The following is a 24,458-nucleotide window of genomic DNA, read 5'->3' as shown; positions in this document are numbered from 1 at the left end:
AAATGAATGATTCGCCTTGTATAATGATAGTACATGATTGTTGCTATTTGAAATATTAAGGCAAGGTGATATTCCATGAACCCTGCTTTGTAGGATGCTCTAATGATTGGCGCAGCAGATGAAGAAATTCTTTACGTTCAATAATTTTAGCGCCCAGACTTTGTAGATGATTGGTGGGAATTTGGCAATCAATAAAATCAAAATTCCATTTTGCCATAGTTTTGCATAAATAATAAAAAGCAATTTTTGATGCATCCGTTAGCTTATGGAACATGGATTCACCAAAAAAAACGCGCCCTAAGCTGAGCCCATACAGACCTCCGACCAATTCATTTTTATTCCATATTTCAAAAGAATGCGCATAACCCATTGTATGCAACTGGGTATATGCCTCAATCATTTCTCGAGTAATCCAGGTATTATTCTTGCGACCAGAGCAAGTGGCACATGCCATCATGACCTCTCTAAATACAGTATCTACAGTAAAGCCAAAGGGTTTTTTTATTGATTTTTGCAAACTATGCGATACCTTGAATTCAGTAGGAATTAATATAAGTCTTGGATTTGGGGACCACCAAAGAATAGGTGTTCCTGGTTCATACCAGGGAAACACTCCTTGTCGATAAGCTTGAAGTATACGTTGAGGCGATAAATCCCCCCCAATGAATAATAAACCCTGATCATCACTCGTTTCTGGATTTGGAAAGGAGTAGATTTCATTATAACTCAATACAATCTCCTAGATTTATCTGGGATTTTTTCTCTCATAGGACCTTTTTGTATTCTACAATTATTATAAACAAGAATTGGAGGAAACAATTGGATTATTTGTATAGTTTAGGAAATATTTTAATTCTTCTTAGTCTTAGCTTTAGGAAAGTGCTTATTATTCGCACGATTTTTGTGCTATCTGATTTATCTTTTTTACTTTATGGAGCATTGGCTAATGTTCCTCCTGTTGCTTTTTGGGCTATCGCATCATTAATTATTAATTTTGTGCAGATTGGCATCTTGTTAAGAGACATGATGCCTAGGGAATTACCTTATGATTTGCAACAAATAAAAGATTTATTTTTTTCAAATATGCAGACGAGTGATTTTATTCGTTTGATTAAATTAAGTCATAGAGGTACTTCAAGTAACGAAAAGATATTAATGAAGGGAAATCCCGTAGAAAATCTCATGTTGATTACAAAAGGGAAAGTTTATATCGAAGTGGATGATGGTATTCTTGAGTTAGGCCCTTATCACTTTATTGGTGAGATGAGTTATTTTAGAGATGGGAAAGCGAACACTACAATTCATGCACGAGAACCTGTAGATTATTTATATTGGCGATATACGGATTTGCATCGCTTGCAAGAAAGAAAACCACCTTTATTTATGAAAATGGTTGAGGCTATGGGAAAAGATATTATGTTGAAAATGCTCAAACAACAAAAAGCCCCAGAGTCATCATAAATAGTATAATCTGCATTTGGCACAGCGGAAGTTCCCTAGCCCCGAGAGAGCAGAGACTCCCTTGGTAACATGCTGCTACCGTAAGGGACCCTGCGTTACATGCGGATGACAGCAAAAAATTTCGATAAGTCCTCAATAGATCTAAATTTTTCCTAAATTCAAATCTAAATATTGTTCTGCATCAAGGGCGGCCATGCAACCAAAACCAGCTGAGGTAATGGCTTGTCGATATACATGGTCTGCCACATCGCCACAGGCAAATACACCAGGAATTGAGGTGCTGGTCGCCATTCCTTCCAGTCCTGATTTAATGACAAGATAACCATTATTCATAAGAAGCTGGTCTTTAAATAAATCGGTATTGGGTGTATGTCCTATCGCAATGAATACGCCATCGACATTTAGTAATTCTTTGGTATCATTTTGTACATTTCGGATTAAAGCGCCAGTTACTTTTTTACCATCTCCAATCACTTCATCAAGAGTAGAATTCCAGATGATTTTAATGTTACCGTTGCGGGTTTTTTCAAAAAGTTTATCCTGGAGAATTTTCTCAGCGCGCAGACTGTCTCGTCGATGTACTAAAGTAACACTAGACGCAAGGTTTGATAAATAAAGTGCTTCTTCCACAGCAGTATTTCCACCACCAATAACACAAACTGCTTTATTGCGGTAAAAAAAGCCATCGCAGGTGGCACAGGCAGAAACCCCTCGACCTTGATAAGCTGATTCGGACTCTAATCCCAGATAACGTGCAGAAGCTCCTGTTGCAATGATTAGTGCATCACAAGTGTAGGTATCGCTATCCCCATGAAGAGTAAAAGGTGCTTGTGTTAAATTCGCTTTAACAATATGATCAAAAATAATTTGAGTGTCAAAGCGTTCTGCATGCTTTTGCATACGTTCCATTAGGGCAGGGCCTTGTAATCCCTCTATATCACCGGGCCAATTATCTACATCGGTAGTGGTCGTTAGCTGACCTCCTGGTTGCATTCCAGTAATTAAAACTGGATGAAGATTGGCTCTTGCGGCATAGACTGCAGCAGTATAACCTGCTGGTCCTGAACCGAGTATAATTAAGCGATGATGATTGCTTGAGCTCATTGTCTCTGCCTTCCTTAATATTTTAATATTTTGTGTTAAGATGGCGAATATTATGACAAAAACAAAGATATGAAAATACCTATGGAAAAACAACAGTCAGGAAAAAAATCGAGCGGTTCTAAAAATCATATGCCTAGCTATGTTGTAAAGCGGCTTAGCGAGGGTAGTTTTATATTAATTTTAACAAGTGCTCTTTTTGTGCTCTTGTCATTACTCACTTATAAAATCAGTGATCCTGGATTGTCACATGTTTCTCGAGCTGGAACTGTTGTTGCAAATTCGGGTGGACAAGTAGGTGCTTATATTGCGGATGCACTTTATTTTGTATTCGGATATTTTGCTTATTTGGTACCGATTGCTTTTGTTTATATTTCTTGGGCTCTGTTACACGATGTACGCGCTCTAAATCGACTAGATAAACGTGTTTTAGTACTTCGTTCCGTTGGCTTAATGCTCATGTTCGCAGGAGGTTGTGGCTTATTAAGCCTTGAAGCAGAAATGAATCAATTGGATTCCATCCATGGTGCCGGGGGATTTATAGGACAAGCTGTTGGTGGCGGTTGGTACCAAATGCTCAATTTGCATGGAGCAAGTTTAGTTCTACTCGCTATGCTTTTGGTAGGAACTACCTGGTTGACAGGCTTGTCTTGGATAAAAGCAGTTGAGTTGATTGGTTTTTATACTTTATTCGTTGTGAATTATATTTCTAAAACCACACACAAGGCACTATCTGTTATTAAATCACGAGTTCAACAATCAAAATCAAATGTGATCCCTAACGCACCGAAGATTCCTCGAGAAAAGCCAGCTCCTAAATTATTTAAGCCCAAAGCAGAGAAAGAAAAAGAGGAGAATATTCCTCCTGTTTTAATTACTCAGGAAGTGAAGCCGGAAATTGTCAAACCGGTTAAAGAAGTAAAAGAAATCCGTATCCCCAAAGTGAGCACTTCAGGTGATTTGCCATCCCTAAGCTTATTGGATAAAGGTCAACCCGGTAAACCTATGGGTGGATATACCCACCAGGAACTAGAGAATTTATCACGCGAGGTAGAACAACACTTACTCGATTTTGGTATCCAGGCGGGTGTAGTAGCAGTGCATCCAGGACCCGTCGTAACTCGTTTTGAGTTGCAATTGGCTGCTGGTGTGAAAGTGAGCAAGCTGACTGCTTTAGCTAAAGATCTGGCGCGTTCTTTATCCGTAATTTCAGTTCGTGTTGTTGAGGTCATTCCAGGTAAAACGGTAGTGGGTTTAGAATTACCCAATCATTCACGAGAGATGGTTCGACTGTCGGATGTATTATTAGCGGATGTATACCAGCAGGCCCATTCGCCTGTTACCTTGGCTCTGGGGGTGGATATTGCAGGTCACCCTGTAGTTGTTGATTTAGGGAAAATGCCTCATTTATTGGTCGCTGGAACAACAGGCTCCGGTAAGTCAGTGGGTATTAATGCCATGATTTTAAGTATCTTATTTAAGGCAACTCCAGACCAGGTTCGTCTCATTATGGTTGATCCCAAGATGCTGGAATTATCTGTTTATGATGGCATTCCGCATTTATTAACTCCCGTTGTTACTGATATGAAAGAGGCTGCTAGTGCTTTGCGTTGGTGTGTTGAAGAAATGGAGCGTCGTTATAAGTTGATGGCTGCTTTAGGTGTAAGAAATTTGGCAGGTTTTAATAGCAAAATCGCCGAAGGCATCGCCAATGGGCAACCTATCGTTAATCCTTTATGGAAACCTGTTGATTCAATGGATGAAACAGCCCCAGAGCTGGAACCTTTGCCCTATATTGTCGTCGTTATTGATGAGCTTGCTGATATGATGATGGTCGTGGGCAAGAAAGTGGAGCAGTTAATTGCTCGTATTGCTCAAAAAGCACGCGCTGCTGGAATCCATATGATTCTTGCGACTCAAAGACCTTCTGTAGATGTTTTAACTGGGTTAATTAAATCAAATATTCCGACTCGAATGTCATTCCAGGTTTCGTCAAAAATTGATTCTCGTACTATATTAGATCAACAGGGTGCTGAACAATTACTAGGACATGGGGACATGTTGTATTTAGCACCCGGAAGTGGGGCGCCTTTACGAGTTCATGGTGCTTTTGTTGATGATAAAGAGGTACATCGTATTGCGGATGATTGGCGTGCTCGTGGGGAGCCTGATTATATTGATGATATTTTGAAATTAACGGGTGACGGTAATGAGGGCGGTTCTGATGAGGACGGTCAATCTGCCGAGGATGATGATCCTCTTTATGATCAAGCGGTAGAATTCGTTATCCAAACACGGAAGGCCAGTATTTCTGCAGTACAGCGACGACTAAAAATAGGCTATAACCGGGCAGCTCGTATGGTTGAAGAAATGGAGCGAACAGGAATTGTGGGCCCATTAGATGGTGGTTATCGAGATGTCTTAGTGTCATCCGTGACGGAGGATTAATTATGAAAAAAATATTAACCGTATTACTTTTAAGTATTTCAACTGCGGTATTTAGTGAAACGCCTGATGTATTGCTTCAGGCTAAATTAAATGGAATTCGCTCAATGACTGCCGTGTTTAAACAAGCAGTTAAAGCAAAACAGCGAGTAGTCTCTCGTTCATCAGGAACAATGGCATTACAAAGGCCGGGTCGATTCCGTTGGCAAACCGTGCAACCTATGGCGCAATTAATGGTTGCTGATGGGCAGAAAATTTGGGTTTACGATAAAGATTTGGAGCAAGTAACGGTCAAAACGCAACGAAAAGGTTTAGGGGGTACTGCTGCTTTATTCTTAAGTGGTTATGATAATACAGTTACCCGAGACTTTAATGTGACTCAAAGTAATGTGGGTGATGACTTGGTTTTTGATCTAAAATCAAAATCACCTAAAGCAAATTTTCAACGAATCAAACTGGTGTTTCGTCAAAATAACCTAACTGGTTTGGAGTTATATGATCAATTGGGCCAAGTAACTACGGTTCAATTATCTCAAATTAAAACAAACCCTAAATTGGCAGCTAGCTTGTTCCAATTCAAAACGCCTAAAGGGGTTGATGTGGTTCAGCAATGAGTTTGTTTAAGACAATGCCTCAACCACCACTGGCAGAACTTTTAAGGCCCAAAAGTCTGGACGAAGTGATTGGACAAAGTCATTTATTGGGTGAAGGTAAATCATTGCGTCTTAGTTTTGCGAGTAAAAAACTTCACTCAATGATTTTATGGGGACCTCCAGGAGTCGGTAAAACAACAATTGCTCGTATTGCTGCTGAAGCATTTGATAGTGAATGGATAGCGCTTTCTGCGGTGTTTTCGGGGGTTAAGGATATTCGTGCGGCAGTTGAGAACGCGCAGGAAAATCTAACTCATGGTAAACACACTATACTGTTCATCGATGAAATTCATCGCTTTAACAAAGCGCAACAAGATGCACTATTACCTTACACAGAATCGGGTTTAGTAACTTTTATAGGGGCTACAACTGAAAATCCTTCTTTTGAAGTGAATTCTGCCTTGTTGTCACGTGCTCAGGTTTATGTTTTAAAATCTTTGACTGATGAAGAATTGAGACAACTGTTTCAAAAAGCTTATCAAGCCCTCTTATCTCCTATTCAATTCGACGATGATGCGCTGGACATGCTCATTGGGTTTGCTGATGGTGATGCCCGACGATTATTGAATAGTTTAGAACAATTACATGGCGCATGTACTGCGATGAACAATGTGCATGTCACTAAAGAATTTGTGATGAATGCTTTGGCAGAACAAGTCAGACGTTTTGATAAAGGTGGAGAAAATTTTTACGATCAAATTTCTGCTTTACACAAATCAGTACGTGGTTCTAATCCTGATGCCGCTCTCTATTGGCTTTGTCGTATGTTAGATGGGGGTGTCGACCCCAGTTATTTAGTGCGACGGATTGTTCGAATGGCTTGGGAAGATATTGGATTAGCTGATCCTCGAGCAATACAAATAGCAAACGATGCTGCTGTAACCTATGAACGATTAGGCTCTCCGGAAGGAGAGCTTGCACTAGGACAGGCTGTCATTTATCTGTCAATCGCTGCAAAAAGTAATGCAGGATATGTTGCTTTTAATCAGGCGATGGATTTTGTAAAACATGATAAATCACGAGAAGTGCCTGTCCATTTACGTAATGCACCTACACGTTTAATGAAAAAACTAGGTTACGGAAAAAAATATCGTTATGCCCATGATGAACCGCATGCATATGCGGCTGGAGAACATTATTTACCGGAGGGAATGGAGGAGCCCGGTTGGTATAAACCAGTACCGCGCGGTTTGGAAATAAAAATTGCAGAGAAACTAGCATTTCTAAAATCGTTGGATGAAAAAAATTCAGAGTCATAATCTAGATATTCTTTGCTTAAGCACCTCGCAGCGAAATCCAGTAATTAGGAACATGAATGAACTGCTCACTCACCTGGTTCCTCAGTGATTAAAATAAATACATCGCTGGTTAATCAATTGGATATTATCGATGTAAAAATTTTGTGTTTTTTTAATAAGTTCTTCTGCAAAGGATGCAGAAAAGTTTTCTAAACTCATTTTTTATATACCATTGGCTTTGATGTTGTATTTTTCATGTGAATTACAAAAAATGATTTAATTTTAATCAATAAAAAGAAGAAATGTTGCTTGATTAATTACATGATTTTAAATGTATTTTCATTTTATCTTAAATTTGTTACAGTCTTCTTATTAATTATAATAATTTCATCCAGTATGCATTATTCTAATTACCAAACATGTGCTGTAAGACCACATATACCTCTTTCTGAGTGGGATATTTTATCCAGCCTCCCTACGGCTTTGGTAATTATTAATTCTCAGGGGCGTATCGTATGGCTAAACCCACCAGCTGAAGCAATGCTTGGATATGGATTACTTGATTCTTTATGGTTGGATGTGATTTTACGTGCTTTTGTTCCTCGCGCTGATGACGGCCATGAAGTTTCTCTTGCCGATGGTCGCCGTGTCCATGTAGCCATCGCAACTTTGGACAGTTTACCTGGCATATTAGTCAGTTTAACGGATATCACTGCTACAAGAGATTATGAGAAAGCCAAAGAAAATGAAAAGCGATTAGTCTCGATTGGTACAATGACTGCACAGCTCGCACATCAAATCAGAACTCCCTTGGCTTCTGCGATGTTGTACACAGAGCATTTGAATAATCTTCCTGATTTGGATGTTCGTACCCAAAATTGGATTCATCGATTGCAAGAATGCCATACCAGTATTGAGCAGCAAATTCAGGACTTATTACTTTTTGCGCGAGGTACTACAATCGAGCCAACGCGTATGGATATGAATTATTGGTGCTCGTTACTGGTACAACGCGCACAACCTTATGTATTGGCCCGTAATGTAACATTCAATGTGAATAATCAGTTAGTTACTCTCGAATCATTAATTCATGCAGAGTCATTAATTGGTGCAGTTTTAAACTTGGTGATCAATTCATTGCAATCTGATGCAACAGAAATTAATTTAACACTTGCATCTATAGATGATTCAGGTATACAAATATCAGTAGAGGACAATGGAAAAGGAATGACTGAAGAGGTGAAGGGCCAGGCTTTTTCACCTTTTTATACTACAAAAGCGCAAGGCAATGGTTTGGGTTTGGCAGTTGTTTATGCGGTAGTAAAAGCACACGGCGGTCGAGTGAGCCTGGAGTCTACAGAAGGAGTAGGTACACAAGTTAATTTGTTTTTGCCGTAATATGTTGAGTCGTCATCCTGAGTAGACGAAGTACCCCTGATTTAATTTTTGATTAAAATACAGGGAGCACTTTGTCGCCTTGGGATGATATCCTTTTTATAACACTTAGAAAAAGGACTTTTTATGAGTCACGTCTTAATCGTTGAAGATGATCCAGTATTAAGGGAAGCGCTGGCTGAAACAATGACTATTGCTGGCCATACATATATTACTGCTAAAGATGGCAAGGAAGCTCTAGCCCTTCTTGAAATCCATAATCCATCGGTCGTATTAACAGATATTCGCATGGATGAACTTGATGGAAATCAGCTACTAGCAGAAATCCAAAAAAGAAGACTTGGATTGCCAGTGATTTTGATGACTGCTTATGGATCGGTACAAGATGCAGTGAATGCACTTCATCATGGTGCAGTAGATTATTTACAAAAGCCATTCAGTGCTCAGTTGTTAACTGAAAAAATCAATCAATACATTAAAGTAGAGCTTGATGAAGACACTGGCGAACCGATTGCTAAAGATCCTAAAAGCCAGGCTTTGTTGACTATGGCATTGAAAGTAGCTCAATCAGATGTTGGTGTGATGATTAGTGGAGAAAGTGGGACAGGAAAAGAGGTTTTAGCCCATTTTATTCATGATCATTCACCGCGAAAAAAGCAACCATTTATTGCTATTAATTGTGCTGCAATTCCCGAGCAAATGCTCGAGGCTACTTTATTTGGTTATGAAAAGGGTTCATTTACTGGGGCTTATAAATCAACTCCTGGTAAGTTTGAACAGGCGCAGGGAGGGACTTTGCTTCTTGATGAGGTGAGCGAAATGCCATTAAGCCTGCAAGCGAAACTGCTTCGTGTTTTGCAAGAGAAAGAAGTCGAACGTATCGGTGCCAATAAAACAATTAGTTTGGATGTACGCATACTGGCTACAACCAATAGACAGCTAAAGGATGAGGTCAAAGCGGGTCGTTTTAGAGAGGATTTGTTTTATCGTTTGAATGTTTTTCCTTTGCAGTGGCACCCTTTACGTGAAAGAAAAAATGATATTATTCCTTTAGCGAACTATCTGATTCGCAAACATTGTCAGCATAAGCAGCCGATTGTCCCGGTGATCTCTCCAGCAGCTCAGAAACTGATGTTGGCTTATCCTTGGCCAGGAAATGCGAGAGAATTAGATAACGTAATTCAACGGGCATTAGTATTACAAACCCAAGGTATTATCGAAGCAGAGCATTTACAATTGTCATTAACCACTACCTTGATTCCTGAAACTAGCCCGGCTGCTCACAGTAAAAATTTACAAATTCATGAATTTGAATTGATCGAAAAAACTTTATTGGAGAATGAAGGAAACAGACAAAAAGTAGCTGCCTTGTTAGGTGTCAGTGAGCGAACATTACGTTATAAACTAGCAAAAATGCGCGAAGAAGGGTATACAGTATAAAAAGTTTTATAGTTTGTAGCTGGGGAAAGCGCGCAGCCGGAACTCCGGTTACACCTGCAAAGACTAAAAGGATAATTACTAAATACTTATGAGGTAAATAGGGATATGAATGATATTAATACAGTTAATCTGTTAAACCAAATAAAGACAATGTCTGCGAAGGCTGAAGGCGGGATTATTGATACAGAGAGTAACCCATCTCCCTTTGGTACAGTATTTCAACAGGCCTTAAATCAAGTCAACGATTTAAACCAAACTGCAGATGCGTTAAAAACTCGTTTTGAAATAGGTGATCCTAATGTCAGTTTAGGGGATGTAATGGTAGCAACTCAAAAGTCCAACTTGGGGCTTGAGGCTACTATTCGAGTTCGTAACAAAGTGGTACAAGCATATCAAGACATAATGAATATGCCAGTATAATTAGGAGCTTGATATGGCATTGGCTGATAGTGCATCAACAGTAGCAGCAAAATTTGCAAATCTATCTATTGCCCGACAAATTGGTTTACTCGTAGGGATTGCTGCAAGCATAGCAATTGGTTTAGCGGTAGTGTTATGGTCTCGCGATCCAAATTATGTGCCTTTATACACCCAAATGAATGCGCGTGATGCAGCTGAGGTGGTATCTGCACTGGAACGCAATGGTATTGATTTTAAGATTGACGGAAACAACAGCATGGTTATGGTTGCAGCAGATAACCTGCAAAATGTGCGTCTTAAATTGGCAATGGAAGGATTACCCCGAGAGCCGGTCGGTTCAGAAGAGCTTTTTTCTAGTTCCAACGCGTTTAATAGCAGCCAATTTATGGAAAATGCACGTTATAAACAAGCCCTGGAAGCAGAGTTGGCGCGTACTATAAGTAAATTTAATGACATTAAATCAGCCCGGGTCCATCTCGCAATTCCACGTGAGTCTGCTTTTGTCCGTGATGCTCATGAACCCAGTGCTTCAGTTTTTCTTGATGTATATTCTGGTTTGGAGCTTAAAAAACATACAATTGCCGCTATTGTGAATTTAGTTGCATCCAGTATCCCCAATTTATCTGCTAGTCGGGTTACAGTGGTTGATCAAGACGGGCAGTTATTAAATGAAGGTGGTGGACAAACCCTCTTTTCAGATACGGAGCGCTTTTTAGATTACAGACAAAATTTGGAACATCAATATGCGCAAAAGATTCAAGATATTCTAACGCCAATACTGGGTTATGGTCGTGTTAGAGCAAAAGTTTCTGCTGATGTCGACTTTACCAGTTACGAGCAAACACAAGAAATGTTTAATCCCGAACAGCCTTCTTTACGTAGTGAACAGACTATGGAAGAAAAGCGTAGTTCTTCAAATGATGCGGTGGGTGTCCCAGGTACTTTATCTAACATACCGCAAAATAATCCAGCTCTTGCTCCCAAGAGTGCTCCCCCTAAAAATGCGCCACCACAAGCTCAAGCAGCCTCTGATTCAAATCAATCCACGGATTTACGTACGCAAAGTACCAAAAATTTCGAGTTGGATAAAACAGTGAGTCATACTAAAAATCAGCCAGGAACAATTAAACGACTCTCTGTAGCCGTTTTGGTTGACAATCGAGCAGTAATGGATGAAAAGACTAAAAAGATGATGAAAACACCATTGACCGCTAAGGAAATAAATCAAATTAAATTACTGGTTGCTGATGCAATTGGATTAAATGCTCAACGAGGTGACAGTTTGAATGTAATCAATTCTGATTTTGTTAAACCCGATCCTATAGCAGCTATCCCTGAGGAGCGTTTTTGGCAGAAAGAGATTTTCTGGTCCATCGTGAAGCAAGCAGCAGCAGCTGTATTTGTTTTAGCACTAATTTTTGGTGTGCTAAGACCCATGCTGAAGACATTAGCAAGTAACCGAAACGTTGTGAATGTTCCGAGTGATGATCAGCCGATAGGTGATTTAACCTATGATGGGACAATCTCAATTAAAGATGCAAATGATTATGAATCACAATTAAATTTATTACGTCAAGTTGTTGATAAGGAACCCAAACGGGTAGCACAGGTCGTTAAAAATTGGGTTGATCGGGGGTAGTTATGGATGGAATAGAGCGTGCAGCCATTTTGTTATTAAGTATGGGTGAAAAAAATGCTGCGGAAGTATTAAGACATCTAGAGCCGAGGCAAGTACAAAAAGTTGGTGTTGCAATGACGACACTCAGTAATGTGACTAAGGCTAAAATGGAAAATGTTTTGGTCGAATTTACCAGTGCGATTGGGGAACAGACAAGCTTAACAGTAGATACAGAACATTATTTACGTACAGTACTCATTGAGGCATTGGGACTCGAAAAAGCCACTCCATTTATTGATCGAATTCTTGTATCTGATAAAGACAGTGGACTTAATCGCTTAAAGTGGTTGGATGGTCGCTTAATTGCTGATGTGATTCGTAACGAACACCCGCAGATTATAGCAACCATATTAATTCACTTAGATAGTGAACAAGCAGCTGAAGTAGTACGCTATTTTAGTGTGGAGAAAAGATCAGAAGTTTTATTGCGTATGTGCAATATTGATACAGTTAAGCCCGAGGCTATCTCAGAGCTAGGACAAGTCATTGAAAAGCAACTCAGTGGTCAAAAGGTCAGTAAAACTGCCTCAGTAGGAGGAATTAAGAGTGTTGCGGATGTAATAAACTATTTCGATGGTGCAATGGAAGAGGAAGTGCTGAATAAAATTAAAGATTGGGATCAGGAACTGAGCGAAAAAATCCGCGATAAAATGTTTGTATTTGAAAATTTGGTCGATATGGATGATCGAAGTATGCAAACTTTATTGCGTGATGTGACCCCTGAACAATTAAAATTGGCTTTAAAAGGGACGACAGAACCCACTAAAGAAAAAATATTTTCTAATATGTCCAAACGTGCTGCTGACTTATTGCGTGAAGACATTGAATTACAAGGTCCCGTTAAAGTTGTTGATGTAGAGCGTGCTCAACGTGATATATTAGCAATAGCAAAAAGTCTTTCCGAAGAAGGTAAGATTGCACTGGGTTCTAAAGGTGGAGATGAGATGATTTAGTTGTAGCTTGAGAATTAGCGCAACGCAACCAAGTCATCTTGAATGAAGCGAGGGATCTTATACTGTAGGACGGTGTTAGGAGAGGGCGATCTCTCGTTTCACTTGGGATGACGGCACGTTATTGTATGATTTCAGGATGATAAGTATATGTCAGATAAATTTGAACCCTTCTTAAAGAAAAAAGGGAGTGAACAAGGGTTTAGTGCTTGGGAATATGAATCGATTTTCAATAATGAACCGAAAGTAGAAGTCAATGAGGAAGAGCGTTTTCTCGCTGAATGTGAACGATTAAAAAAAGAAGCTATAGAAAAAGGTTATGCCGAGGGAATGCAACGGGCCCAGGCTGAAATCGATGAGAAGAGAAAACAGTTTGTGCGTTGGTTTGATATATTAAAAAATCCGGTAAAACTTCTAGATGAACAAGTAACACAAGAAATAATTCAAACAGTAATTTGGTTAAGCCAGCATTGTATTGGGGTTGAATTATCTACACATCCTGAACAATTGAAAAATTTACTCCATAACATCAAATCCGAATTACCCTCCGTAAAAGCCTACAAAGTACTTGCCATGCATCCAGAAGATGTGAATTGGGTTCAAAATGAGTTTGGTGAAAGGGACATCGACGGATTACATGAAATTTTGGTAGCAGATCCTTTATTAAATCGAGGTGATTTTTATCTAAAGGGTGATTATAGTGAATTAGATGGTCGGATAAATACTCGTTTAACGACCTTATTTGCCAAATATATAACTGAAGATAATCCGATTGCACCTATGAAAGATCAGGATTGATCGATGAAAATTTACGAGTCTCGTTTGGTTAAAGTACTGTCAGAAATTCGCGAAAAGAAGCAATTAGGATTATTGCATTGCGGTCGAATAAGTCGGGCTGTAGGACTCACTCTGGAAGCCAAAGGTTTTAATCAGCCTGTTGGCGCACGTTGTTTTATTACTATCGATGAATCACATAGTATTGAGGCGGAAGTAGTTGGCTTTGGAAATGATCGTGTTTATTTGATGTCCATAGGTGCTATCCAGGGTCTTGCTCCAGGTATGATTATTACGCCAACTGGACGTGTTGCTCAAGTTGAGGTAGGAAATCAACTATTAGGACGAATTGTCAATGGTTCAGGAGTACTTATAGATGGGGGGCCTCATCTTGAGTTAAATGAAACATATCCTTTAATTAGTCCTGCCATTAATCCTTTAAAAAGAGCGGTAATTGATACCCCTTTAGATGTGGGCATACGAGCAATTAATGGATTACTTACAGTAGGACGTGGTCAGCGAATAGGCTTATTTGCAGGATCTGGAGTGGGAAAATCTGTTTTGTTAGGGATGATGACTCGTTTTACCAAAGCAGATGTAATCGTTGTTGGATTGATTGGTGAGCGAGGTAGAGAAGTCAAAGAATTTATTGAGGTAAATTTAGGTCCAGAAGGCTTAAAGCGTGCAGTTGTCGTAGCTGCTCCAGCAGATGAAAGTCCTCTGATGCGCTTGCATGGTGCTAAAGTCGCTACAAGTATTGCGGAGTATTTTCGTGATCAAGGCAAACACGTCTTGCTCCTCATGGATTCTTTAACTCGTTTTGCACAGGCACAAAGAGAAATTGCTCTTTCAATAGGTGAAGCACCGGCAACAAAAGGTTATCCACCATCAGTATTTGCCAAATTACCCAAACTCGTTGAACGTGCAGGTAATGGAGAACCAGGAAGTGGTTCGATTACAGCATTTTATACCGTGTTAACTGAGGGGGACGATTTACAAGATCCTATTGCGGATGCCGCGCGCGCTATTTTGGATGGGCATATCGTTTTAAGTCGATCCATTGCTGAAGAAGGACAATATCCTGCTATTGATTTGGAAGCTTCTATTAGTCGAGTAATGCAAACTATAGTATCTGAGCAACAGATGGCTGATATGTTATTATTCAAAAAGAACTTATCACTTTATGAAAAGAATAAAGATTTTATTTTGCTTGGAGCTTATACCAAAGGAAGTGATCCAAATCTTGATATGGCCATTCAAGTCAGAGATAAAATTCGAGAATATATGGAACAAGGCATTAATGAGCGGTTTGATTTCAAGGAAAGTATCGATATGTTATCCCATTTAGCCTCCTCTTTAGGAGTTAAAGGATGAGTCAGCGACTAGAGCGTTTAAAACAACTTTTGCAAATTAAAAAGGACGCAACTTATGCTGCCTACCAAGATCTTTTAAAAGCACAGGAACAATTTAAACAAAATAAAATGAAACATGAGCAACTGGTGAATTATCGACAGGATTATTTAAAGCAAGTTGAGAAAATTGGTGAACAAGGAACGGTCATTGCTCGACTACGTAATCGCATCGATTTTATTAGCCATTTGGATAATGCTTTAATACAATTGAATGCGCATTTAGCTTATTTAGGAAAGGTTCGCGCTAAGGCTGAACTTAATTATAAACAAGCGAAAATTTCTGAAGAGGGAGTCAGTCACTTGGTAGAGCGGGTTACAAAGAGCGAACAGATTAAATTACAGCGCATTGAGCAAAAAGAAAATGATGAGTATGCGCAAAAGCAATGGTATAGTAAAAAAATCAATGAGTAATCGAACACGTACCGTGAACAAAGTACTTAAAAGAATTTGGCTGTTTATAGCTGTCTTGATCATTTTTATGGCTGTATTATCCAGCATATTTCGTTCTCTAACTCCCTGGGCAAAAGAATATAAAAGGGATGTAGAACATCATCTATCCGTTTTAATAGGACAACCTGTAACCATTCAAACCATGGAAACAGGATGGTATTGGTTCCAACCCGTGCTTAAATTGAATCAAGTCACTTTGGGCGACGATTCCACACATAATTTTCGTATCAATAAATTGCTAGTAGGCATTAACTTATTTAAATCCTTATGGAGTTGGCAGATACAACCAGGGGTTCTCTATATTGATGATATGCATCTAAATTTGAGAGAAATAGATCAACATTGGTCTATCGATGGTGTTACAACAGACTCACTCAATAGCGGTGATATGACTCCAGAGAAAACCAAACAAATTTTAATCTGGTTATCACAGCAAGAACATTTAATTATCAGACGTGTTTCAGCCTATTTTCATTTTAGTGATGGAGGATTGATTCCTGTTAATGGTTTAAACATATCAGTAGCAAATAGTAGTGGACATTATAAGTTTAAGGGGGAAGCACGACTTGAACAAACAAGCAGTACTGATTTTCAACTCTTAGGTGATGGATACTTCGATCCCGAGCACTTTGAGGATATTGAAGGACAGTTTTATTTTTCTGCCAAAAATATAGTCCCTGCCCAGTGGCAAAGTCTATTTCCGAAGACCACACAACATTTAGAAGGAGGTAAGGGCAATATTAATTTATGGCTTGATGTCCATCATGGTTCAGTTTCCTCAGTACAAGCACAGGTATCCTTTAAGCGACTTGCTTGGAGGCTTTTGAATAATCAACAAAGTCAGCTGATTCAATCATTTTTTGCTAATCTTTCTTGGAAACCTGATAATGCGGGTTGGCAGCTTCACGTTGATCCAATCAAATTACGTATTGGTGGCGTGACTTGGCCTGAGAATCAATTATTAGTTAAATACAATAGGGAACAACGAAGTTATCTATTTTATGTAAAATCGCTCATTATTGAATCATTGTTGTCAAATGCCATTAACTGGCCGAAAAGCATCCAGACTTTACTGGACATGAAACCACAAGGAGTCTTAAAAGATACCCAGGTCCTTATAACATTAAATGATAATGTTTCAGTTATTCCTCCCATTCCATTTTTTAGTGCAGTTGCAAATGAGCACTCACAATCAGAATCCTCCACTTCTCAGGCTGCAAATCAAAATAACATTAATATCATGCAAAAAAGCAAAAGCATGTTTTCCATTAATGACTATTCAATGAATTATTTTTTAACACGATTTGAGCAGATAGGATGGGATGCTAAAGACAGTATTCCCAAAGTAAAAAATCTTTCGGGAGTGATTAATTGGCAACCTGACCAGGGACGTTTAGAGCTTGATTCCGAAAACACATCAATTAAAGTTAAGGGGTATCCTGAGCAAACATTGGCCATGCTCAATGGCGCCCTTGACTGGAAAGAATTAAGTGATGGTTTACGAATTAGTATGGACCGATTTGTAATCAATCAACCTGAGTTGACCTTAAGTATACAAGGCGCTGTCGATCAGGTGACCCGCCATTCTGTAGGTCATATTCGTTTTGGTGCGGAGTTTGCTGGCAAAAATTGGCAGCAATGGACCGTGTTTCTACCTAAAAAATACATGAAGCCCAAATTGTATCACTGGCTCAAAAATGATGTGAAACGCATTGCAAATGCTAGTGGAAAAGTGAGACTTAATGGTTTAGCAAAAGATTTTCCCTTTGATGACAATACAGGCGAATTCGCGATAGATAGTTATGCGAGCGGAGGGGAGATTGCGATTAATTCCCAATGGAAGGTTGTAAAAGAGATTGATGGATATATTCATTTAAAAAATCGTAACCTAAATATTGATATAGTTCATGCTAATTTTCAGGGGGTGCCTACAAAAGATATGCACTTACGCATTGCTGATATAGGTAAGAATAAAGAAAACTTATTGGTAAATGGCACAATTGATTCATCAGTACAAAAAATGATGAATTATGTTTTAGCTTCCCCACTGAAGCATAAGTTGTCTCTTTTAAAAATGCTTTCGATTAAAGGTTCAGCCTTACTTAATTTAAGTGTACTCGTTCCTTTATATCCAGAAAATGATGAGGTGCTTGCTAAGGGAAATGTAGCATTTAAAAAAAATACGATAATGGTCAATTATGAGTTAGCTCAATTTGCTGTACGAAATTTATCGGGTCAGTTGATGTTTAATGAAACTGGAGTAACGGATAGTTATTTGTTCGCTGATATCTTGGGGCACCCAATGAATATCAAAATACAATCAGCTAAATTGCCCAATCCTGCGACGACGATTGCTATTAATGGAAAGTGCTCGGTTGACTCCTTGAAAAATCAATTCAAATTGCCCTTATTCGATTTATTGGCTGGTTCCTTTGAAGCGAATGCTTTATTAAAGTTAAGTGACAAACCTACCGAGGCGGATAGCATTAGTTTTACTAGTTCTTTGGAGGGACTCGATGTTAACTTACCCGCACCTTTCGGTAAAAAATCAGATGCAAAAGTACCCTTAGAGTTAAACCTTGAACTCAAAGCGAAAAAAGTAATTCGTATTCGTGGTCATTATGACAAACGTTTAAGTTCTGATTTATTGTTTAAAAATTCCCAGGAGGGTTATGCATTTGATTCTGGGCAATTGCGATTAGGCAGTGAAAATGCTGTAAATCAGAATTTACCTGGACTTTCTGTTGTAGGTACTTTACCAGGATTTGATTTAGAAGAATGGAAAGAAATATACAATCAATTTTCTTCAGCAAAAAACGACAGCTCTATCTTATCTAATCTACGAATTATCAATGTAACTATAGAGAAATTCGGCTTTTTGAAACAACAATTTAATACAATGGTTGTTAAAGCAAAAATACTACCCAATAAAGATTGGTCTTTTAATTTACAACAAAAAAATATTGCAGCGGATTTAATTTATCATCCACCTGTAAATGAATTAAGCGGTCATGTTCGTTATTTACATTTGGATAAAATTGATACTGCAGGCGATGATCGAGCTGAAGCGACTGAACTTCATCCGAATCAAATACCAAACCTTAATTTACGCATTGACAATTTATCTGTTGGGAAAGTGCAAGTTGGTGATTTAACTTTAAAAAGCCAATCGACAGCTGAAAAATGGAAAATGGAATATTGTCAAATAAATTCTCCAGTATATCAGTTAAATGCCCAGGGTGAGTGGACTCAAAAAGAGAATTTAAATCAGACTAATCTTGATATAAAACTGAATATTACTAATTTAGCTAAAACTTTAGAACGTTGGAATGTAACACCAGCTGTGCATGCCAAAAAAGGCTATATGGAGTTCCATGGCGGTTGGAAAAATAGTTTGTATCAATTTTCTCTTGCTTCTCTAAAAGGATCTATGTATTTACAACTTAAAAATGGAAGAATTACTCATTTAAGCAAGGAGACCGAAGAAAAATTAGATTTGGGTAAATTATTAAGTATCCTCAGCTTGCAGACTATACCGCGTCGCTTGCAACTGGATTTTAGTGATTTAGCTCATCAGGGATATAGTTTTGATATTTTTCAAGGAACTTTCGTTGTGAATAAAGGAATTATGGGGACACAAGACAGCTACCTTGATGGTCCTGTTGCTTATGCAGGCATGAAAGGAGATCTTGATTTGGTCAAACATACTTATGATCTGAATTTGAAAATATCGCCGCACATCACTGCAAGCTTGCCTGTTGTGGCGACTATTGCGGGTGGTCCTGTAGCAGGTGTTGCAGCTTGGGTGGCGAATAAAATTATTATTCAAGGTATGCAAAAAATTTCTGGATACAGTTATAAAATTTCAGGGCCATGGAATGAGCCTGTTGTGCAACAACTCAATATCGTAAAGAAATTAATAAAAAAGGAAGAGCAGAGCTGAGAAACCGTAGCCCGGATTAGCGCAGTGTAATCCAGGTTTATATGCAAAGCCCCGAATTACGCTGCGCTAATCCTACGAAGAAGAATTAAATGTTACATCTTATATTTGATCGTTATTGGGATATTTGCTTATTGAAAGATAGCCCAGAAAATACGCCTTATTCTGTTACTCGAATGGTTTTGAGTGGCGTTTTGTTGGCATTACTTATGACGCTCGAATGGAATTATTCTTATTTTAACTCTTCTGAAGATATGGTAAATAATCTATTTATTTCTGTATGCTTAGTCATTTCTTATATTATTTATACTTATCTCATTTTGTATTTTAAAGGATTGACTTCACGGCTCATACAAACAGTCACCTCATTATATTGTATCAATATCATCATCCATATATTAGTTATTCCATTATTGATCCTCGCACCTTATTTATCGCTTATTCATTTAAGACATCCTATATTTTTATTTATGGGTATTGTCTATTTATTCTTAAGTCTAGGCTTGTCTGTTTGGCAATTTGTCATTACAGCACATATTTATAAGTACGCATTAAGCACAACAGCGATTCAATCGGTATTAGCTGCATTTGGTTTAATTGCTGTTAATATTTTAACAGTTTCTTTTTTACAATGAGATTAGGATTATCATGCACATACATATTTTAGGTATAAGCGGAACTTTTATGAGCGCCCTTGCTTTACTGGCGCGTGATGCCGGATATAAGGTTACTGGAAGTGATGCAAACTGTTATCCCCCAGTAAGTGATTTGCTTGCAGCAAAAGGAATAGCCTGGACTGAAGGCTATGATGATACTACCTTAGCTTTGCAAGCCGATTTGATTATTGTAGGGAATGCAATAAAAAGAGGTATGCCTGTACTTGAAGCAGTTATTGAATCAGGGAAACCATACACTTCTGGACCGCAATGGCTTGCTGAAAATATTTTACCCGGATATCAAGTAATAGCAGTTTCTGGTACCCATGGAAAAACGACGACCACTTCAATGATAGCCTGGATTCTACATCAAGCAGGTCTTAATCCCGGTTTTTTAATTGGTGGGGTATCATCCGATTTTAAAACGAGCGCATGCCTAGGCTCAGGCAAATGGTTTGTGATTGAAGCAGATGAATACGATAGTGCTTTTTTTGATAAACGTCCCAAGTTTATGCATTATCGTCCCAGGATTGCTATTTTAAATAATCTGGAATTTGACCATGCCGATATTTATCCTGATTTGGCAGCAATCCAATTACAATTTCATTATCTATTACGAACAATCCCAGCGAGTGGTGTTGCAATTAAACCCCGAGATGATAAAGCACTGAATGAGGTCATGGCTCGTGGTCAATATTCACGAGTTGAAGAACTGGCTTTGGATAGCAACGCTCAATGGTGGGCACAATTGATCGAAGAGAACGGTTCAGCATTTAAAGTCTTGCATCAAGGTGAAGAGGTAGCGGAAGTCAGATGGCCTTTAATTGGGCGTTTTAATGTGGAAAACGGTTTAGCCGCTCTCGCAGCTAGTGTTAATGCGGGTGTTAGTCCCAAAATCGCTGCTGAGGCGTTAGGACGTTTTACTCCAGTAAAACGTCGTTTGGAGGTTCGATCGGATAAGCATGGCATCACTGTTTATGATGATTTTGCACATCATCCTACGGCGATTATGCGGACAGTTGATGCTTTAAAACGAAGTAACAGGCATCAACGCATATTTGCAGTATTAGAATTTGCATCGTATACCATGCGTACTGGTGTTCATGCTGATGAAATGGCACATGCATTAAAACCTGTTCAGGGTGCCTATGTTTTAGAGCCACATGATTTTAATCTGTACGAAACGGTTAGCAACTGGACCTGTCCTTATAAGATATGTAAAAGCCACGATGAAATAATTAATGAAGTAACGAACATAGTGCAAGAAGGAGATGCTGTTTTAGTTATGAGTAATCGGGGTTTTAATGGGATTCATCAAGGGTTAATTAATGCAATAGATGAACGGTTTTCAAGATAAATTGGTGTGGTGTCGTTGTAGTCTCGAGCCTTGTAGCCCGGAGTCGCGGAGCGTAATCTTGGTATCGACCCGAGTGTAATGAGTGAGCAATATAGTAAACACTCTGCTGTGCGTCGAGATCTCTAGTTGCACTCGCGATGATGGAGGACTGAATTATCCTCGAACGCATTGGGCATAAAAAATTAGAAAAAAAACTTTTAATTCTTTTTATGTTCAAATAGTTAAATTAATAGTTGCAATATTTTTTATAGGTTGCTATAAAAAATGGAGGGGTTACATTTTTGGACAAATGACGCGTTGCAGTTATTGCGGGTCACTATTTGCAGGAGGGACGCAATGACAAAGTTTGCCGAATTTCAGCAAAATGCAAAACAAATAGCGACGTGTTTAGCAAGAGCTCATGGACAACATGTGGGGTGTTTAAGTTTTTTTTCATTACTCATTTCTAGCCATGCGGCCATGAACGATGCAGCTACAATAAGTATGCTTGCTGACAGTTTAGATGAAACATATGAATTAATACCATATGCTAAACTCGTTAAAAAAGATCCACAGTTAACCCTGGATGATTTCAATGAATTTAGAAGAAAGGTTATTATCGGAATATATTTGGTAAAGTGGTTTCAACATAATTACTCGGTTAGTCATTATCTTCATCATTCTTTGATTGAATTATTTCGAAGTCATTTAGGAGTTCAATCCATTGAGGAAATAGATCGGGATTTTTTTGAATCATGTTTAAGCGAGCTCAGTTATTATTGCACTTTTGTATATGAGCGGCGCGAAGAAAAAGCATATTCTGATCTAAACAAGCAATTAGGAGCAACAATTCAAAAAGACATTCATGAGGCAAAATATTTTTCATTGGACAGAAATTCTTCGTCGTTGTATCAGTTTTGTAGAGGAATCATGGATTCTTTAGGAAAGAATGTGTATTAAGGAGGATGTATGACTTTTATCCCACCAGCATTTGAAACATTTAAAATCAGTACGCTAAACCTGAAACCTAAATACTCTCTTTTATTGGAAAGATATAACATAATGGATGGTACGATTAGCGGCGCATCAACATCTTGCCTTGAGGTACTAATCGCCAGAACAAATGATGTAATAACATGTAAAACGGATAGAGAGTCACAAGTTGAGGTATTCAATTTATTAGTTAATGAGCTACGTCAAATACCCAAAGAAAATGAGAAACAAATTGAACAGGGTGCTTTATTTTTATTGGGCGCATTAATTCATCGCTATTTTCGCTTAATTAAAGAATATGATGATTTTAATAGTTATGCGTCCTGGACCATCTTTGGCAAATGTGAAGTAACCAGTTGTCGGTTATTCTTAGCTATAAGAAAAGCCTTGCATTTTAAAGAGATAGAGGTTGTTAAAAAGAGATTTAGAGAAGAAGATTTAAAAATTCTTGATGCGGTTACCGCAGTAGAGGCGTTGGAAACGTTCCGCGACAATATGCTCATGGAGAATAAAGAAAAAGTTCCTCAATATATGAAATATCCCCATTTTGCTAAAGATGAAAATTTTAAACAGTATTTAGGGGACATGATCAAAGAACAGACCAAACGTGGTGAAGGATGCTTGCGTCGGTTTAAAGCAATTCATTTTGTCCAATCTCTGGCAATACAAATCGAAGAAGAACGTAAAGAGGTTGAAAAAGATATAGAAAAATGGTGTAAGGCTATCACAAAGGATTATAAAGATTTTAATGCGTTTCGACTTTTAAATGATGTAGCTATTCTTGAAAGTATCATGAAGCATGTCAAATCAGAGAGAGCAAGAAACATAATATTCAAATTATTTTATACTCCTCTCATCCAAGACAATTTAGCCGCTACGGATCACAGTACGTTCCTAACAAAAATGAAAGAATGCCATAATTCTACTTGCAGCTTTATGCTTTTTGGAGGCTATGTTTTATTACTGCAACAGCCCAAGTTGCTTGACTCAGACTTGTTATTCACTGTTCAACAGGCTTTAGGATTGGAGAAAACTCTTGATGAGTTGACTAATGATGATATGCGTGATGGCGTGAAATTTCTCAGAGAGTATCTTGAAACAGAACCTGCTGTTTCGAATGATGGATTAGATTATGAGTTTTTTGGAGGGAAAGATAAGATGAAGGCCGCTATTACAAGAGCGGAAAAAGAATTGACTTTGCCTAAGGCTTCTCAAAAAGAGGACACTGAAATAGTCTTCACCTATTAATTTATTATAAGGTAGTCTGGAAAAGCCTTAAAGAGCAATACGCTCTCGAATTCTGTAGACTCGTCCGGACTACATATTCTAATTTGACTGGGCTTTAGCCTTAAAAAATGGTTACTCTCGAGTATGTCTCTGTTTAAAAACTCATTCTCTTCTTCTATATAATCAAGATCAAAATGAAATAAATTAAATTTTGTTTTTTTATCATAAATATCAATTTGTTCTATTCTTTTTAGTTTATTAACCAAATTTATAGACAGAGGAAGTCCGCACAACTCCATAAATACTTTAATAAACCACATGGTCACCATCATGGTCATCAACACGGAATCAGGTATTGATTTATAAAATGCAATCGTTGTAAAAATCATACTATCTAGACCTGATGCCAAAAATGAGGAAAGAAAAAATCGGCCTGCCATATATCGTCCCCGAACTCTAATCTTGGTTTTGGCGATAAGGTATGAATTAAACGATTCAGAAAGAAGGTAACTGATGAAAGAGGCCAAAATAATTCTGAAGTTAGTGGCTAACAGTGTATCAAAAAGAGCATTATTTGTTGCAAAATTGGGGTTGGGCATATGGATTACGAGTTGGCCATATAAAATGAAAAACACATTAAATATAAATCCACACCAAATAGTACGACGTGCGTATTTATAACCATATACCTCGGTGAGCAGATCAGAAAGCAAAAAAGACAAGGGAAAGATTAAGGTTCCAGCATCTGTTGTTAATCCCCAAATACTAATTAACCGTGGATCAAACCAATTAGCCAACACGATGATCATGGAATAGGTTAAGGTTAAATACCATAAATAACTTGAATGAATAATAACGGAGCCATTTTTGTGTATTGCTGTATCCATTA

20 protein-coding genes are annotated in these 24,458 nt (G+C 38.3%); 17 read left to right on the top strand and 3 right to left on the bottom strand.

What is annotated here, in order from left to right:
- Positions 1-55: 55 nt before the first annotated feature.
- Positions 56-730 carry a leucyl/phenylalanyl-tRNA--protein transferase gene (gene aat, locus OQJ26_RS02550; protein ID WP_265702337.1) on the bottom strand — a complete coding sequence of 225 codons (675 nt, stop codon included), beginning with the start codon at positions 728-730 and terminating at the stop codon, positions 56-58.
- 89 nt (positions 731-819) lie between these two features.
- On the opposite strand from aat, the gene OQJ26_RS02545 reads away from it, so the two are divergent.
- Positions 820-1,461, top strand: coding sequence for a Crp/Fnr family transcriptional regulator (locus OQJ26_RS02545; protein ID WP_265702336.1), 642 nt, complete (start codon positions 820-822; stop codon positions 1,459-1,461).
- A gap of 141 nt (positions 1,462-1,602) precedes the next feature.
- Here OQJ26_RS02545 and trxB read toward each other — a convergent pair whose 3' ends face one another.
- Complete coding sequence (trxB, locus tag OQJ26_RS02540) at positions 1,603-2,565, bottom strand: thioredoxin-disulfide reductase (RefSeq protein WP_265702335.1); 963 nt, start codon at positions 2,563-2,565, stop codon at positions 1,603-1,605.
- A gap of 81 nt (positions 2,566-2,646) precedes the next feature.
- Between trxB and OQJ26_RS02530 the strand changes: the two genes are divergently transcribed.
- The 16 genes from OQJ26_RS02530 to OQJ26_RS02455 all read left to right on the top strand — a co-directional run bounded on the left by OQJ26_RS02530 (position 2,647) and on the right by OQJ26_RS02455 (position 23,590).
- Positions 2,647-5,010, top strand: a complete 2,364-nt coding sequence (locus OQJ26_RS02530; protein WP_322783953.1) for a DNA translocase FtsK — start codon at positions 2,647-2,649, stop codon at positions 5,008-5,010.
- Between the two features lie 2 nt (positions 5,011-5,012).
- Positions 5,013-5,621, top strand: coding sequence for an outer membrane lipoprotein periplasmic chaperone LolA (lolA, locus tag OQJ26_RS02525; protein WP_265702333.1), 609 nt, complete (start codon positions 5,013-5,015; stop codon positions 5,619-5,621).
- Positions 5,618-6,919: a replication-associated recombination protein A gene (locus tag OQJ26_RS02520; RefSeq protein WP_265702332.1), complete on the top strand. Its 1,302-nt coding sequence runs from the start codon at positions 5,618-5,620 to the stop codon at positions 6,917-6,919. The genes lolA and OQJ26_RS02520 overlap by 4 nt, the downstream gene beginning before the upstream one ends.
- A gap of 375 nt (positions 6,920-7,294) precedes the next feature.
- A complete protein-coding gene (locus tag OQJ26_RS02515) occupies positions 7,295-8,296 on the top strand; it encodes a sensor histidine kinase (protein WP_265702629.1) in 1,002 nt (333 codons plus the stop codon).
- 123 nt (positions 8,297-8,419) lie between these two features.
- The gene (locus OQJ26_RS02510; protein ID WP_265702331.1) at positions 8,420-9,733 is read left to right on the top strand and encodes a sigma-54-dependent transcriptional regulator; all 1,314 of its coding nucleotides are present in this window, start codon (positions 8,420-8,422) and stop codon (positions 9,731-9,733) included.
- 105 nt (positions 9,734-9,838) lie between these two features.
- Positions 9,839-10,153 (top strand): flagellar hook-basal body complex protein FliE, encoded by a 315-nt coding sequence (gene fliE, locus OQJ26_RS02505; protein ID WP_265702329.1) that lies wholly within the window; start codon positions 9,839-9,841, stop codon positions 10,151-10,153.
- A gap of 13 nt (positions 10,154-10,166) precedes the next feature.
- Positions 10,167-11,792, top strand: coding sequence for a flagellar basal-body MS-ring/collar protein FliF (gene fliF, locus OQJ26_RS02500; protein ID WP_265702328.1), 1,626 nt, complete (start codon positions 10,167-10,169; stop codon positions 11,790-11,792).
- Between the two features lie 2 nt (positions 11,793-11,794).
- On the top strand, positions 11,795-12,784 hold the full coding sequence (gene fliG, locus OQJ26_RS02495; RefSeq protein WP_265702327.1) for a flagellar motor switch protein FliG: 990 nt from the start codon (positions 11,795-11,797) through the stop codon (positions 12,782-12,784).
- 147 nt (positions 12,785-12,931) lie between these two features.
- A complete protein-coding gene (locus OQJ26_RS02490) occupies positions 12,932-13,579 on the top strand; it encodes a flagellar assembly protein FliH (RefSeq protein ID WP_265702326.1) in 648 nt (215 codons plus the stop codon).
- Between the two features lie 3 nt (positions 13,580-13,582).
- Positions 13,583-14,929 carry a flagellar protein export ATPase FliI gene (fliI, locus tag OQJ26_RS02485; protein WP_265702325.1) on the top strand — a complete coding sequence of 449 codons (1,347 nt, stop codon included), beginning with the start codon at positions 13,583-13,585 and terminating at the stop codon, positions 14,927-14,929.
- Complete coding sequence (gene fliJ, locus OQJ26_RS02480; protein WP_265702323.1) at positions 14,926-15,378, top strand: flagellar export protein FliJ; 453 nt, start codon at positions 14,926-14,928, stop codon at positions 15,376-15,378. Before fliI ends, fliJ begins: the two co-directional genes overlap by 4 nt.
- On the top strand, positions 15,338-19,360 hold the full coding sequence (locus OQJ26_RS02475) for a YhdP family protein (RefSeq protein ID WP_265702322.1): 4,023 nt from the start codon (positions 15,338-15,340) through the stop codon (positions 19,358-19,360). The genes fliJ and OQJ26_RS02475 overlap by 41 nt, the downstream gene beginning before the upstream one ends.
- Positions 19,361-19,449: 89 nt before the next feature.
- Positions 19,450-19,992 (top strand): hypothetical protein, encoded by a 543-nt coding sequence (locus OQJ26_RS02470; RefSeq protein ID WP_265702321.1) that lies wholly within the window; start codon positions 19,450-19,452, stop codon positions 19,990-19,992.
- 13 nt (positions 19,993-20,005) lie between these two features.
- Positions 20,006-21,370 carry a UDP-N-acetylmuramate:L-alanyl-gamma-D-glutamyl-meso-diaminopimelate ligase gene (gene mpl, locus OQJ26_RS02465; RefSeq protein WP_265702320.1) on the top strand — a complete coding sequence of 455 codons (1,365 nt, stop codon included), beginning with the start codon at positions 20,006-20,008 and terminating at the stop codon, positions 21,368-21,370.
- 336 nt (positions 21,371-21,706) lie between these two features.
- The gene (locus tag OQJ26_RS02460) at positions 21,707-22,309 is read left to right on the top strand and encodes a hypothetical protein (protein WP_265702319.1); all 603 of its coding nucleotides are present in this window, start codon (positions 21,707-21,709) and stop codon (positions 22,307-22,309) included.
- Positions 22,310-22,318: 9 nt separating this feature from the next.
- Complete coding sequence (locus tag OQJ26_RS02455) at positions 22,319-23,590, top strand: hypothetical protein (RefSeq protein ID WP_265702318.1); 1,272 nt, start codon at positions 22,319-22,321, stop codon at positions 23,588-23,590.
- On the opposite strand, the gene OQJ26_RS02450 is transcribed toward OQJ26_RS02455, so the two are convergent.
- On the bottom strand, positions 23,587-24,456 hold the full coding sequence (locus tag OQJ26_RS02450; RefSeq protein ID WP_265702317.1) for a queuosine precursor transporter: 870 nt from the start codon (positions 24,454-24,456) through the stop codon (positions 23,587-23,589). The two genes, OQJ26_RS02455 and OQJ26_RS02450, sit on opposite strands and share 4 nt — an antisense overlap.
- Positions 24,457-24,458 lie beyond the last annotated feature (2 nt).

Origin of the sequence: Legionella sheltonii, assembly GCF_026191355.1 — a bacterium.
Classification (GTDB): domain Bacteria; phylum Pseudomonadota; class Gammaproteobacteria; order Legionellales; family Legionellaceae; genus Legionella; species Legionella sheltonii.
The sequence above is the reverse complement of the archived record's forward strand: the minus strand, read 5'-3'. Positions and strand labels throughout refer to the sequence as shown.